Annotated in this window: 12 protein-coding genes; 2 read left to right on the forward strand and 10 right to left on the reverse strand. The window is 66.1% G+C overall.

The features are described 5' to 3' along the window. Position 1: 1 nt before the first annotated feature. From S58_RS28200 to S58_RS28235, 8 genes are read right to left on the reverse strand one after another with little or no spacing between them, the layout of a single operon-like run. Positions 2–1375, reverse strand: a complete 1374-nt coding sequence (locus S58_RS28200; RefSeq protein ID WP_015668821.1) for an amidohydrolase family protein — start codon at positions 1373–1375, stop codon at positions 2–4. After that, positions 1372–2955, reverse strand: coding sequence for an ABC transporter substrate-binding protein (locus S58_RS28205; RefSeq protein ID WP_015668822.1), 1584 nt, complete (start codon positions 2953–2955; stop codon positions 1372–1374). The genes S58_RS28200 and S58_RS28205 overlap by 4 nt, the downstream gene beginning before the upstream one ends. A gap of 23 nt (positions 2956–2978) precedes the next feature. Beyond that, positions 2979–3863: a polysaccharide deacetylase family protein gene (locus S58_RS28210; protein WP_015668823.1), complete on the reverse strand. Its 885-nt coding sequence runs from the start codon at positions 3861–3863 to the stop codon at positions 2979–2981. Next, entirely contained in the window at positions 3850–4623 is a 774-nt protein-coding gene (locus tag S58_RS28215) for an ABC transporter substrate-binding protein (protein ID WP_377812138.1), read from the reverse strand. The genes S58_RS28210 and S58_RS28215 overlap by 14 nt, the downstream gene beginning before the upstream one ends. A 49-nt stretch (positions 4624–4672) precedes the next feature. Further along, positions 4673–5440: an amino acid ABC transporter ATP-binding protein gene (locus tag S58_RS28220; protein ID WP_144058561.1), complete on the reverse strand. Its 768-nt coding sequence runs from the start codon at positions 5438–5440 to the stop codon at positions 4673–4675. After that, on the reverse strand, positions 5437–6294 hold the full coding sequence (locus S58_RS28225) for an amino acid ABC transporter permease (protein WP_015668826.1): 858 nt from the start codon (positions 6292–6294) through the stop codon (positions 5437–5439). The genes S58_RS28220 and S58_RS28225 overlap by 4 nt, the downstream gene beginning before the upstream one ends. Then, complete coding sequence (locus S58_RS28230; protein ID WP_015668827.1) at positions 6291–7112, reverse strand: ABC transporter substrate-binding protein; 822 nt, start codon at positions 7110–7112, stop codon at positions 6291–6293. The genes S58_RS28225 and S58_RS28230 overlap by 4 nt, the downstream gene beginning before the upstream one ends. Positions 7113–7138: 26 nt before the next feature. After that, positions 7139–8089: an N-carbamoyl-D-amino-acid hydrolase gene (locus S58_RS28235; RefSeq protein ID WP_015668828.1), complete on the reverse strand. Its 951-nt coding sequence runs from the start codon at positions 8087–8089 to the stop codon at positions 7139–7141. Between the two features lie 178 nt (positions 8090–8267). Here S58_RS28235 and S58_RS28240 point away from each other — a divergent pair, with 178 nt between their 5' ends. Continuing rightward, entirely contained in the window at positions 8268–9251 is a 984-nt protein-coding gene (locus tag S58_RS28240; RefSeq protein WP_015668829.1) for a LysR family transcriptional regulator, read from the forward strand. A gap of 253 nt (positions 9252–9504) precedes the next feature. Here the strand turns inward: S58_RS28240 and S58_RS28245 are convergent, their stop codons facing one another. Then, positions 9505–9747: a hypothetical protein gene (locus S58_RS28245; protein ID WP_015668830.1), complete on the reverse strand. Its 243-nt coding sequence runs from the start codon at positions 9745–9747 to the stop codon at positions 9505–9507. A gap of 1228 nt (positions 9748–10975) precedes the next feature. Between S58_RS28245 and S58_RS28250 the strand changes: the two genes are divergently transcribed. Next, entirely contained in the window at positions 10976–11410 is a 435-nt protein-coding gene (locus S58_RS28250) for a DUF2267 domain-containing protein (RefSeq protein ID WP_015668831.1), read from the forward strand. Between the two features lie 51 nt (positions 11411–11461). On the opposite strand, the gene S58_RS28255 is transcribed toward S58_RS28250, so the two are convergent. Next, entirely contained in the window at positions 11462–13375 is a 1914-nt protein-coding gene (locus S58_RS28255) for a nitric oxide reductase activation protein NorD (protein WP_015668832.1), read from the reverse strand. Between the last annotated feature and the right edge of the window lie 3 nt (positions 13376–13378).

The following is a 13378-nucleotide window of genomic DNA, read 5'->3' on the forward strand; positions in this document are numbered from 1 at the left end:
GTCAGCCGGCAAAAGCCGCCTGCGCCTCCGGCAGCGCCCAGATCTTTTCGATCGCGGCGGCACCTGCCGCGGTGATCGCAGCCTCGTCACCGTGAAGATAGCGGCCGTCGTGAATCAGCAGCCGGCCGTCGACCATCACTTGGTCGATATTGGCGCGGTTGGCGAGCGCGATCAGGCCGCGGCGCGGATCGTGCAGCGGCTGGAGATGCGGATGGGTCATGTCGACGACCGTCAGGTCGGCAGTCGCGCCCTGCTCTATCACGCCGAGATCGGGCCGCTTGATCATCGCGGCGGCGGTCGCAGTGACCGCGTCGATCAGCTCCGGCGCGCTCGCCGTCTCGGCATTTCCCGAAGCAATCTTGGAGATCATCGACGCCGCGTTGAGCTCGCCGAGCAGGTCCATGTTGTAGCCGTCGGTGCCCACGGCGGTGCGCACGCCGTGCGCGGCGAAGCGGCCGAAGGCGGCGGTGACGCCGGCGCGGGCGAAGACGCGCGGGCAGTTCAGCACGCCGGCGCCGCGCGCCGCCATCAGCTTCAGGTCCGCATCGGTCGAGGCATGGCAGTGCGCCGCCAGCAGATCGGGGCCGAGCAGGCCGAGCCAGTCGAGATATTCGGCCGGCGTGCGGCCGCCATAGCGCTGCGCGATGGTCGCCACCTCGCCCGCGCTCTGCGCCATGTGGGTGGTGATGGGAACGTCCAGCTCGCGGGCACGCGCGGCGGTGGCGCGTAACAGATCAGGCCCGCAGGTGTCGGTCGCATGCGGGCTCATCGCGAGGCGAATGCGGCCATCGCCCTGCCCGTGCCAGCGCTGGTAGAGCGCGTTCCAGATCGCCAAGTCGGCCTCGCCGTCATCGCCGGCATAGTGCACGACGCCATCGGCGTCGGCCTTGGCGTCCGATGTCGAGAACAGATAGGGCGCGCCGTAGAAGCGCAGGCCCATCTCGCAGGCGGCATCGAACAGCTCCGGAATGGCGCTGCGGAACGGCTCCATCACCGTGGTCGCACCACCCTTCAGCAGTTGCAGCACGCCCATGCGGCCGATCGCCAGCCGCTCCTCCGACGTCAGGATCGCAGCGCCGCGCTTGGAGAGCGGCAGCAGCACAGTGTAGACGATGCTCTTGTTGTTGCGCCGGCCGTTGCCGTCCTCCGTCAAGGTGCGCGCGATCGCCTCGCTGAAAATGTGGTTGTGCAGATTCAGCAGGCCCGGCAGCACGAAGCGGCCGGGGTGGTCGAACACCTCGTCCGCCGCCGGCCTGTCGGGCGTGATCGCCGCGATGCGCGTGCCCTCCACCAGCACCCAATGGTCGCGCAGCACATGCTGCGCGCCGTCCTTGCGCGTCAGCACGTAGCTGCCGAAGATCGCCGTCGTGCTCATGCGGGCCTCACGTTCCAGAACACGGCGGTGCCGTCGAGGATGCCGGTGATGCTCTTGCGATACGCCGTCGGCTGCTTGTAGAGGCCTATCGGGTAGTATGGTATCTCCTCGAACGCCAGCGCCTGGACGTCGCGGCAGATGCGCTGCTGCGCGGCGAGATCCGGCGCCGCCAGCCACTGCGCGCGCAATGCGCCCATCTTCTCGCTCTTGTACCAGCCGGCGACCGCGCCCTCGCCGCGCAGATTGGTGTTGCCGGCCGGAGTGAGCCAGTCGATGCCCTGCCAATTGCCGACCGCCGCGCTCCAACCGCCCTTGTCGACCGGGTCCTTCTTGAGCTGCCGCTGCAGCACGGCGGCAAAATCTAGCGCGACATATTCGACATTCATGCCGGCCCGCCGCATCATGTCGGCGGCAACCTCGCCGAGCGGCCGCTGCGCCTGGGAATTGGCCGGCACCAACAGCACCACCTTCTCGCCATTGTACCCGGCGGCCCTCAGCTCGGCCTTGACCTTGTCGTAGTTGCGCGGCCCCCGAAACACGTCGAGCCCGACGTCGCTCGCCATCGGCGTATCGGGCGCAAAGAAGCCGAGCGGCGAATACTGATAGGCCGGATCGCTGCCCGCAACCGCCGTCATGAACGCAACCTGATCGATCGCGCCCAGCAGCGCGCGCCGGATCGCGGGATTGTCGAACGGCGGCTGCAGATGGTTGACGCGCATCATGCACGCATAGCCGCGCGGGTCGAGAATGCGCGTCGTGATATCGCCCTCGCCCTTGAGCACGGGCAGGAGATCGTGAGGCGTGGTCTCCTGCCAGTCCTGCTCGTCGGTGCGCAGCGCGGCCGCAGCGGTGCCGGCGTCGGGCATCGTCGACCACAAGACACGATCGTAGTGCACGATCTTTGGCCCCGCGGTCCAATCCGGCTTGCCGTCCGTGCGCGGCTGATAGCGCTCGAACTTCGCGTAGACGTTGCGGATGCCCTGCACGCGCTCGTCCTTGACGAAGCGGAACGGACCGCTGCCAACGACCTCGGTCAGCGCCTTCATCGGGTCCTGGCTCGCCAGCCGCTCCGGCATCATGAAGGCCGGCTGCACCGCAGCCTTGCCGAGCCCCTGTGGCAGCAGCGGGAACGGCCGCTTCAGCCGGAAGCGAATGGTCCTGTCGTCGGGCGCCGACAGCTCATCCGTCGCTGCGATCAGCTCGGCGCCAAAACCGTCGCGGCCGGCCCAGCGCCGAATGCTCGCTGTGCAGTCGCGCGCCAGCACCTTCTCGCCGTCGTGCCAGAACAGGCCGTCACGCAGCGTCAGGTCCCATTGCCTGCTGTCGTTGGACACGACGTGGCCCGACACCATCTGCGGCGAGACCTCGAGCGCGGCGTTCATGCCGTACAGCGTGTCGTAGACCATGAAGCCATGGTTGCGCGACACCTGCGCGGTCGAGAAGATCGGATCGAGGAAGGCAAGATCGATCACCGGAACGAAGCGCAGCGTCGTCTGCGCTTCCGCGCGAACGATACCGGGCATCGACAGTAGCGGCAGGCTTGCAGAGGCGCCAAGAAAGGACCGGCGGGAGATCGGCATCAGATGTCCTCACTACGTGTCTATCAGGCGGTCGCCGCCTCGTGGCGCTGATAGTTCGCGGCGATCTCCGCGCCGGTCGTGATCCAGACATCCTGGCACGACTTGGCGTAGGTCAGGAACTCGCGCAGTAGCCGAAAGCGCATCGGCCGCCCCGAGACCTGCGGATGCAGCACGGTGGTCACCATCGCGCCCCAATCTCTGACCTCGTCGAGCTCGTCCTTCCACATCGACAGCACGTGCTCCCTCGGAAAGATCGAGCGCGGCGAGAAGCGCGCCGACAGGCCGTGCATCCAGTCGTCATAGCTCGCGGTGACCGGAATCTCGATCGTGCCCTGCTTGCCGTCGGCGAGACGGTGGCGATAGGGCCTGACATCGTCGCGGAACGAGGAGGTGTAGACGATGCCCTGGCGCACCAGCGCCACGCGCAGTTCCTCGCAGAACTCGCCGAACGGCGCGCGATAGCCGATCGGGCGGACGCCTAGCCGGCGCTGAAGCGCCTCGAAGCCGCGCTCGATCTCCTCGATGATGAAGGGATCGCCGGGATCGGGCAGCAGATGGTGATAGCCGTGATGGCCAATCTCATGACCCGCCTTGAGCACGGCTTCCGCCATCGCCGGGTGCGCGTCGACCGCCCATCCTGTGATGAAGAACGTCGCCTTCAGATCGAGGTCGGCAAGCAGTTCGAGCAGCTTTGGCGTGCCGACGCGCGCCTCGTAGCCGCCAAAACTCATCGTGACCAGGCGCGCCGCATGCGCCGGGTCCTTCGAGGTCCAGGCGCTCTCGGCGTCGATGTCGAACGACAGGAACATCGCCGCCTTGTAGGGCGCGGGCCATGGATACTCGGGCGCCGGCGGCGCCGTGTTGGAGGGAATGAGCGGGATGGCTGCGAGCGCCTTACTGTCCGGCATTGATCATCACCTTCTCGATCGCGTTATCGCTGAGCTTCCACTTCGAAAGCAGCGCCTTGTAGCTGCCGTCGGCGATCAGCGCCTCCAGCGCAGCACGCAGCGCCTCGCGCAGCTCCTCCGCCTTCACCGGCGTCGCGAGCCCGGTATACTGAAAGGCGATGGGCGTCCCGACCGGCACATAGGTGTTCGGCTCGAGATCTATGATGTAGGGCAAGGTCTCGTTACCCTGCACGGCGGCGTCGATGCGACCCTGCTTCAGCTGCGTCCGCGCATCGGCCGAGCCTTCGGTGCCGACGAACTCGATTGGAGTCGCGCCGCAGTTCTTCTCGCTCCAGGCCGCGATGTCCTTCGGGAACATCGTGCGCCTGGAGGCGCCGACCTTCTTGCCGCACAGCGCCGCCGGCTCCTTGAACTCGGCGGCGCGCGAGGCCTGCACGAAGAAGCGCGGGCCGCTGCGCAAGTAGTCGATGAAGCTCGCGGTCTCCTGCCGGCTCTTGAGGTCGGTCATACCGGTCAGGATGATGTCGAAGCGCTGGGTGGCGAGGCCGGGCATCAGCTGGTCGAAGCTGGTCTCCTGCCACACCGCCTTGACGCCGAGCTTCTTCGCCAGCGCCTCGCCGAGCTCGACGTCGAATCCGGTCAAGGTCGCGGTCGCCGGATCCTTGAACTCCATCGGCGGATAGTTCGGCACCACGGCGATGCGCAGGCCGTTCTGCTTGATCTCGGCCGGCAGCTCGGCCGCAGCACTTGCCGCCCCCATCGCCGCGCTCGCGACGGCCGCCAACATGATCGACTTGAACTTCATGATCTCACCCCACTTCAGCCGCCAGAAATGCCTTGGTCCGAGGCTCGCGCGGCGCGCGCAGCACCTCGCGGGCCGGGCCGCTCTCCACGATCACGCCCTGGTCCATGTAGACCACGCGGTCGGCGACCTCGCGCGCAAAGCCGAGCTCATGGGTCACCACCAGCATCGTCATGCCCGATGTCGCGAGCTCTTTCATCACGGCGAGCACCTCGCCGACCAATTCAGGATCGAGCGCCGAGGTCGGCTCGTCGAACAGCACGAGCCGGGGCTTCATCGCGAGCGCCCGCGCAATCGCGACGCGCTGCTGCTGGCCGCCTGAGAGTTGCGACGGATAGGACTGCGCCTTGTCCGCGAGGCCGACCCTGCGCAGCAGCGCCATCGCCTCATCCTTGGCTTCGGCGACGCCACGCCTCTGTACCTGCACCGGTCCTTCGATGACGTTCTCCAGCGCCGTCATGTGCGGAAACAGATTGAAGCGCTGGAACACCATGCCGCAGGCGAGGCGCTGCCGCGCGATTTCGCGTTCCGACAGCCGATGCAGCCGGCCATCCCTCTCGTTGTACCCGAGCAGGTCGCCATCGAGCCAGATGCCGCCGCTATCAGCCGTGGTCAGCTGGTTGACGCAGCGGAGCAAGGTGGTCTTGCCGGAGCCGGACTGTCCGATCAGGCAAACGACCTCGCCTTCGAAGACATCGAGCGAGACCTGCTTCAGCGCCTGGAACTCACCGAAGCGCTTGCTCAATTGTCGGATGGCGACCAGCGGTCTCATCAGCGGCCGCCTCGCGCTATGCCGCGAGCAAAACGGCGTTCGAGCAGCATCTGCAAAGGCGTCAGGATGGAGACCACGAGCAGATACCACAGGCCCGCGACGATCAGGAGCTCGATGACGCGCGAATTGGCGTAATAAATGTTCTCGGCCGAATGCAGCACTTCCGGATACTGGATCACGCTGGCGAGCGAGGTGGCCTTGACCAGGCCGATGAACTCGTTGCCGAGCGGCGGGATCACCACCCGCATGGCCTGCGGCAGGATGATCCGGCGCAGCGCCTGCAGCCTGCCCATGCCGATGGCCTGGGCCGCCTCGTATTGGCCGATGTCGACCGAGAGCAGGCCTGCGCGCATCACCTCGGAGGTGTAGGCGCCCTGGTTGATGCCGAGCCCGAGTAGCGCGGCCAGAAACGGCGTCATCACGTCGACGGCGCGTGCGCTCCACAGGCCGGGAATGCCGATGGTCGGAAACACCAGTGCGAGATTGAACCACAGCAACAACTGGAGAATCAGCGGCGTGCCGCGGAACAACCAGGTGTAGCCGGCGGCGACCGATCGCAGCACTGGATTGGGCGACAGCCGCATGATCGCGACGACCACGCCGAGCACGATGCCGAGCGCCATCGCCGCGATCGCCATGACCATGGTGTTGACGATGCCGCGCAGGATGACCGGCGCTGTGATGAAACGCTCGACATACGACCATTCGATCTGGCCCTTCGCAAAGGCGCGGCCGATCGCGACGAAAATGACGACGATGACGGCCGCCGCGAGCCAGCGGCCCCAATGCGGCTGCCGCGCGACCTCGTGCCCGGACAGATCCGGAAAGCCGTCGGCCAGCGCCTCAGTGCGGCTCATTGCGGCGCCGCGTTGAGCATGGGCTCGCGCACCGCATTGGCGCCGAGGCCCCATGTGTCGAGGACGGCCTTGTAGCTGCCATCGGCGATCATCGCCTTGAGCTGATCAGTGACCAGCTCGCGCAAGCCTGCGTCGTCCTTGCGGAACATGATGCCTTGATACCCGAAAGCGATCGGCTCACCGACGATGCGGTACTTGTCCGCCTCCTGCGACTGCGCATAGGGCAAGGTCTCGCTGCCCTGCACGGCCGCGTCGATGCGGCCCTGCTTGAGCTGATTGCGGACGTCGATCGAGTTCTCGCCGGGCACATATTGCGCCGCCGGCTTGCCGGCAGCCTCGCAAACCGCCCTGCTCCACTTCTCGATCTCCTGCGGGAAGCTGGTCGAGCGCGTGGTGCCGATCTTCCGGCCGCAGAGATCGGTCGCGGCCTTGGCATCGCTCTCCGCCAGCACGAAGAATTGCGGGCCGGTGACGAGATAGTCGACGAAATCGGCGGCCTCCCGCCGCGAGGCGCGGTCGGAAATGCCGGAGATGATGAAGTCGGCGCGCCTGGTCTGCAGCGATGGGATCAGCTCGGCGAACGGCGTCTCGCTCCAGACGATCTTGAGGCCCAGCCGCTTCGCCAGCGCATTGGCGAGATCGATGTCGAGCCCTTTCAGCTCGTTGGTGGCAGGGTCGTGATATTCCATCGGCGCGTAGGTCGAGTTGACCGTGAGCTTCAGGACGCCTGCCTGTTTGATCTCAGCGGGCAGCTCGGCGGCACCGGCCGCTGCGAGCGACGCGAGGGTGACGAGACCGGCAAACAACGAACGGCGCATGCTGCGACACTTCCCCATGCGAGCAACTAATCGACCGCAACCGGCTCGACCACGCCGGCGCGCTCGGTGATGACCTTGTACTGGTCCGGCCGGCGATGCGCCGCGAAGTTGAACATCTTGTCCTTGCCCTGCCGGCACAGGTCGAGATCGATGTCGGCAACGATGATCTCGTCGGCCAGCGTCGTCGCCTGCGCGACGATGCGGCCATTGGGATCGACGATGCAGGAGCCGCCGATCAGACCGCTGCCGTCCTCGTCGCCGGCCTTGGCGACCGCGATCGCCCAGGTCGCGTTCATATAGGCATTGGCCTGCGCCACCAGCGTCGAGTGAAAGGTGCGCAGCGAGGCATTTTCGGTGCTGCCGCCGTTCGGGTCATAGGCCGCGGAATTGTAGCCGACGCAGACCAGCTCGACGCCCTGCAGTCCGAGCACGCGCCACGATTCCGGCCAGCGCCGGTCGTTGCAGATCATCATGCCCATGATGGCGCCGCCCCATGCGTCATCGGTCCGCACCGCGGGAAAGCCGAGATCGCCATAGCCGAAATAGCGCTTCTCGAGTTGCTGATACTTGGCGCCCGGGCGCGGCTCGACCGAGCCCGGCAGATGCACCTTGCGATATTTGCTGATGATCTGCCCGTCGCAGTCGACGAGGATGGAGCTGTTGAAGCGCCGGCCATCCGCCGTCAGCTCGGCATAGCCGACATAGAAGCCGACGCGAAGCGCGCGCGCCCTGTCGAACAGCGCCGCGACCGAGGCGTTCGGCATGCTGCGCTCGAAATGGCCGTCCAGTTCGTCACCGTCGAGAATCCAGCGCGGGAAGAAGGTCGTGAACGCGAGTTCCGGAAACACCACCAGCTTCGCGCCCTGGGCGGCTGCCTGCTCCAAGAGCCCGATCATGCGCGACAGCGTGTGCTCGCGGCTGTCGGCCCGCTGGGTCGGCCCCATCTGGGCGGCGGCGGCGCGGAAGATACGACTCAAACTCTGCCTCCAATCTATGCGTCATGCCTTTTCGGCGGGCGGCAGGACCGCCCGCTGCGACGCGCAAAAGAAGGATCAATGAAGCTAAACCGGCGCAGGAATTGCAACCAGTCGGGACGGGCTCGGTCTATGATATTTTGGCCGAGACCATCACCCGGGCTTATAGGGCGACCATGCCATGAACCTGCGCCAGCTGGAGATCCTGCGGGCGGTCATCCGCCACCACACCACGGTCGCCGCCGCCGAGGAGCTCGCGCTGTCGCAGCCCGCGATCAGCAACGCGCTGAAGACCATGGAGGCGCAGGCCGGCTTCACGCTGTTCGAGCGCGTCAACAACCGGCTGTTCCCGACGCCCGAGGCGATGGCGCTGTATGAGGAAAGCGAGGCGATCTTCACCTTGCATGCACGGCTCGAAAGCCGCGTGCGTGACCTGCGCGAGCAGCGCACCGGTCATCTCTCGATCGTGGCGACGCCGCCGCTCGCCTACAGCATCATTCCGCCGACCCTGTCGGGTTTTCTGCGGCGGCGACCGCAGACGCGGATGTTCTTCGACGTCAGGCGCTATGAGGGGGTCATCGAGGGCGTGCTCGGCAACGTCGCCGAACTCGGCTTCGCGCTCGGCCTGTCCGATCATCCCGGCATTGCGCATGAGGTCGTGCACACCGGCGAGATGGTGTGCGTGATGCCGCCGCGGCATCCGCTGGCGGAACGCGATGTGATCTCCGCGCGGGATCTGGCGGGCTTTCCGCTGATCGGGCTGGAGCGCGGCACGCGCCTCGGCGAAGCCGTGCGCGACAGCTTCCGGCAGGCCGACGCCGACTTCCAGCCGACCGTCGAGGTGCGCTACTGCAACACGGCTTGCGTGCTCGCCGCTGCCGGCGTCGGCATTGCCGTGGTCGATCCGTTCTCGCCGCGCCAGGGCGGCCATGACCTTGCGGTGCGGCCATTCACGCCGAGCACGAAAGTCTCGGCCTACATGCTCTGGTCTGAGGCGAAGCCGCTGTCGAATCTTGCCAAGACGTTTCGCAACGAGGTGAGGAATGCGAGCCGGACTCTCGCGGAGAGCACCGAGCCGATCGCTTCCGCATCGCTGCCCAATACAGCGCCCTCTCCCCTTGCGGGAGAGGGCATCACCGGACCATCCACATGTTCGATTGGGTGAGGGGTATCTCTCCAAAAGCAAAACTCGTCGAGACATACCCCTCACCCGAGTGAGTTTGCTGCTCCGTCCTGCATGCCCTCTCCCGCAAGGGGAGAGGGCGAATTAACGGCAACCGCGGCCGCGATTAGATCTGAAATACTCCCCCCATGCGTCTGAGCATCAGCAAAGGCGCATTGGTGAATTTTGGCGACCACTTATAATAAGTAGAGTCTGGCATCCTCACAGCACCAAGGCCCGCGCACAGCACGCAACCTTACGCGCGCGCCAGCTCGATGTCGTGGGTCTGCTTCGTCTCGGCGTCATACACCTTGATCTGCAGCATCGGGAACCTGCGCTTCAGATCGTGCGCGCCGTTATGCGCGCCATCCTTGGTCTTGAACTCGGTCTTGATCTGACCATCGACCACGACCGCATAGCCGCTCAGCGGCAGGTCGTTGCCGGACTTCTCTTGAGCAGTTTTGTTGTGAACAGACTTCTCTTGGGCAGACTTGAGCATTGCGAGCCGACGTCGATTCGTGAGTTGAGGGGCATCGAGTGCGCCAGTGTCTGCGCCTCGAACGACTCCGATCTAAGGTGAGTCTGTCGCGCGGAGCAAGCGAAGACGCGTTCTGCACAAGCAGGGCGATTACGGTTCAACCTGATGGCGCAGTGGCGCCTTGCGATGATCTCGGGATGTTCCCAGACGATCCTCTCCCTTTCGAACACGTTGCGAACCTCCCTTGCAGCCGTCCTTCGCGACACACGCCTGCGGCTGCTCCTTAGAATGACGACCCAAGGCGCAGCGAGATGTTCGCCCTCATGGTGAGGAGCACCGCTTGCGCGCGCAACTCGAATCATGCAGCCGAACAACCGAACCACACCGACGAAACAGCATGCCGGCCATGCGCGAATTGCCCGTCGTGCCATTCTGCCGCAAACAAATCGCTTGCGCCGTCGGGCAAATCACCTCCACATTTCCGCGCATCCCGCCTCATGAAGAGGGGCGTGTCGCGAACGTCACGAGACGTGGAGTGCGGGATGCGATGGACGCGACGAGCCGCAGCGGGTGTCATGCCTGCGGACGAACGGCACGGAGCGGACGGCGAAGTCGCATGGTCCTGACGCCGCGACGCTGGCGTCAAGCTCGCGATGAGGTTTCGGCCTCGCGCGGGCGACGGTGGCAAGAAAGCCCGTTCACCGGGGAGACTGCGTATAAGCCGTAACACCATCGCGCAGGGAGGGCCGGGATGTCTCGGCCGAACCTGTGGTTCCTGCCCCGTGCATTCTTTCCGCACGGGGGCCATGGGGGCGGCGAGCTCCCGGCCTTCCCTGCGCCCTCTCACTCAAGAGGGTCCCCGTCTTGCAAGACTCGGGCGCGATGGGCGCCGCGAGATCGCGACGCCCTGTTTGTAGATGTCCTGATTGTCGATGCGCTGTTTGTCAGAGTGAACTGCTGATCATCGGCGCGTGCCGTATACGGCGCCACAGCGATCCCCGTAAAATGACGGGCAGCTGCCGGCCGCTGGTAGCCGCTTCGGCGGCACTGGGATCGTAAATGCCCGCGCCGGGCATTGACCCGCCATTTACCTCACGGTCCGACCACGACATCGTGATTTGATGCAAGTCAACACGCCCGACCCGGACGCACCACCTATTGACAAGGCGTCCAAGCGAATCAGGCGTTGCCATTACTCGTTCGGCGTCCCCTCGAACGGTCCTATGCACTTGTCATCATGGAGAACCACATGAGCGAGCTCGGCGTGACCGCCCTGGATCACACCGTCCAGGAAACCAACATCTGGCTGAAGGCGGTCGAGCAGAGGCTCGGGCTCGCGAGCCGGCAGCAGGCCTACAACGCACTGCGTGCAGTCCTGCATGTCCTGCGCGACCGTATGCCGATGGCCGTCGCCGTGAATTTCGGCGTCCAGTTGCCGATGCTCATTCGCGGCATCTACTACGAAGGCTGGCACCACGCGGCGACGCCGACCAAGGACCGCCATCTCGAATATTTCGTCGACGACATCTTCCGTCAGCTGCCGCCGCATTTCCCGGTCGATCCGCTCAGGGCGGCGCGCGGCATCTTCGAAATTCTCTGGGAGAAGCTCGATCCCGGCGAGTTCGACAAGCTGATGGCCCACCTGCCGGTGCCGCTGCGCAATTTGCGCGAGCCGGCGACCTGAAGACGGTTCGAAGGGTATTCGACGCAACCGATTAGTTGCTAGTTGCGCCCATCAATGCGCCAGCTGCCGGTACAGCGCCGGCAGCGCGGCGGGCAGACGGCGGATGTTGCCGACAATGGCGTAGCCGCCGCGGCCGAACAGCGTTGGGAAATACGACTGCGCCGACGCGTCGATGGTCACGCCGAACACGGCCACGCCGCTGCGCCGCGCCTCCTGCACAGCCTTGTGCGTGTCCTCGATCGCGAAGCGGCCCTCATAGTGGTCGATGTCGTTGGGCTTGCCGTCGGTCAACACCAGCAGCAGGCGCTTGCGCTCCGGACGCTCGGCGAGTTCGCCGGCCGCGTGACGCACAGCGGTGCCGATGCGCGTGTAGTAGCCCGGCCTGAGCGCGCCGATGCGGCGCTCGACCTGCCCGCTCATCGGTTCGCCGAACGCCTTGACGGTCTCGAGGCGAACCCAGGAATTGCGCCGAGAGGTGAAGGTCAGAATGCTGTGGCTGTCGCCACAGGCCGAAAGGCCATGGGCCAGCACCAGCAGCGCCTCCTTCTCGACGTCGAGCACGCGAACGCCGTCGATCCACGCATCGGTGGACAGAGAGACGTCGACCAGCAAGGTCACCGCGAGATCGTGCGCGAGCGGCCGCATCGCCAGATAGACTCGATCGAGGCCGACGTGGCCGGCATTGAGATCGCTGCGCGCGCGCACCAGCGCATCGATGTCGAGATCGTGGCCGTCAGCCTGTGCGCGCATCACCTCGTGGCGCGGCCGCAAGGTCTCGAACCTGCGCCGTACGCTGCGGATGCGCCGGCGCATCGCATCGTCAGGCGTCCAGCTCTCGCCCGTCTCGGCGGCGTCGCCGGTGACGACGCGGCAATGGTCCGGCAGGTAGGCGCCGCTGCGGTAATTCCATTCGGGATACAGTCGGCCACTGTCGAGCCTCGCAGTGTCGACTGCCTCCGGCGGCAGGTCGAGATCGAATTTCAGCTTGCTCGCCGGCCGCCCCTTGCGCCTGGAGATCGCGAGCTCATCCAGATCGTCGGCCGCCTTGCGGGCGTCGTCCTCGTCGGTGTCGTCGGAGGGACGATCGACATTCACCATCTCCGCCATCGCGAGGATCTTCTCGAAGCGGTTGAGGATGAACGGATCGCGCTTGGCAGAGTCGTCGCGCTCGCGGCGCGCAAGGCGCTTGCGGGTGTCAGCCGCGCTGGCCTCCTCCGCCGGCGTCTGCGTCTCCTCATCACCGCGCGCAGCCGCGACGGCTTCGCGGCTCCAGCAATCGCCCCACAATGGGCACGGCAGCATCGGCCGATAGCCGGGCGGTGCGACATCCGGCAAGGCGCCGTCGGCAATCACGGCATTCCACAGCGCTCCGCTGGGCGGCGCGCCGGCGCCGAGCAGCGCCATGACGATGCGTTCGACCTGCTGCTCGAGCCGCGGCAGCGGCCGCTGCGGCCGGGTGGCTGCGAGCGCTTCGGCGAGTTGCGCATGGGTGCTGGTCAGCCCCGGGAAGCGCGCCAGGACGAGCGCGGTGGTCTCGCCGGCACGACGCAGGGCGAGGAGATCACGCTGCAGCGGATCGGTCTGCGTGATCGGCTCGACCGGCATGGTCGCAAACCAGGCCGCGAGCCATTGGTACAGCTTCACATTGAGCGCGCGGTCCGGCAGCAGCGCGATGGTCTCGGGCAGAAACACGGTGGCGCCGTCGCGCCCGGCATGGTCGAGGCATTCGTCACCGAGCCCGATGCGCTGGCGCCAGCCGAGCCGGTGGCCCGACTTGCGCGCCTTGGCCCCTGCGATCTGCACGCCGGTCTCGCCGCCGAGCGCGCGGAACATCACGGCGACGCGGCCGCTGATGTCGGCGAGCGCCACAGCATGCTCGGGATGGACCGGATAGCTCGACGTGCTGCCGACAAGGCGATGCCAGGCGCGGCCGACGGTCTCCTCCAGTTCGAGGAAGTCGAGCATTGG

The sequence above is a fragment of the Bradyrhizobium oligotrophicum S58 genome, from assembly GCF_000344805.1.
GTDB classification, from domain to species: Bacteria; Pseudomonadota; Alphaproteobacteria; order Rhizobiales; family Xanthobacteraceae; genus Bradyrhizobium; species Bradyrhizobium oligotrophicum.

Bases quoted from the DNA above. Each gene is read 5' to 3' on its own strand.
- S58_RS28255 (WP_015668832.1), bottom strand. From the start codon at position 13,375: ATGCTCGACTTCCTCGAACTGGAGGAGACCGTCGGCCGCGCCTGGCAT.
- S58_RS28205 (WP_015668822.1), bottom strand. From the start codon at position 2,955: ATGCCGATCTCCCGCCGGTCCTTTCTTGGCGCCTCTGCAAGCCTGCCG.
- S58_RS28200 (WP_015668821.1), bottom strand. From the start codon at position 1,375: ATGAGCACGACGGCGATCTTCGGCAGCTACGTGCTGACGCGCAAGGAC.
- S58_RS28210 (WP_015668823.1), bottom strand. From the start codon at position 3,863: ATGCCGGACAGTAAGGCGCTCGCAGCCATCCCGCTCATTCCCTCCAAC.
- S58_RS28230 (WP_015668827.1), bottom strand. From the start codon at position 7,112: ATGCGCCGTTCGTTGTTTGCCGGTCTCGTCACCCTCGCGTCGCTCGCA.
- S58_RS28225 (WP_015668826.1), bottom strand. From the start codon at position 6,294: ATGAGCCGCACTGAGGCGCTGGCCGACGGCTTTCCGGATCTGTCCGGG.
- S58_RS28245 (WP_015668830.1), bottom strand. From the start codon at position 9,747: ATGCTCAAGTCTGCCCAAGAGAAGTCTGTTCACAACAAAACTGCTCAA.
- S58_RS28215 (WP_377812138.1), bottom strand. From the start codon at position 4,623: ATGGGGGCGGCAAGTGCTGCGGCCGAGCTGCCGGCCGAGATCAAGCAG.
- S58_RS28250 (WP_015668831.1), top strand. From the start codon at position 10,976: ATGAGCGAGCTCGGCGTGACCGCCCTGGATCACACCGTCCAGGAAACC.
- S58_RS28240 (WP_015668829.1), top strand. From the start codon at position 8,268: ATGAACCTGCGCCAGCTGGAGATCCTGCGGGCGGTCATCCGCCACCAC.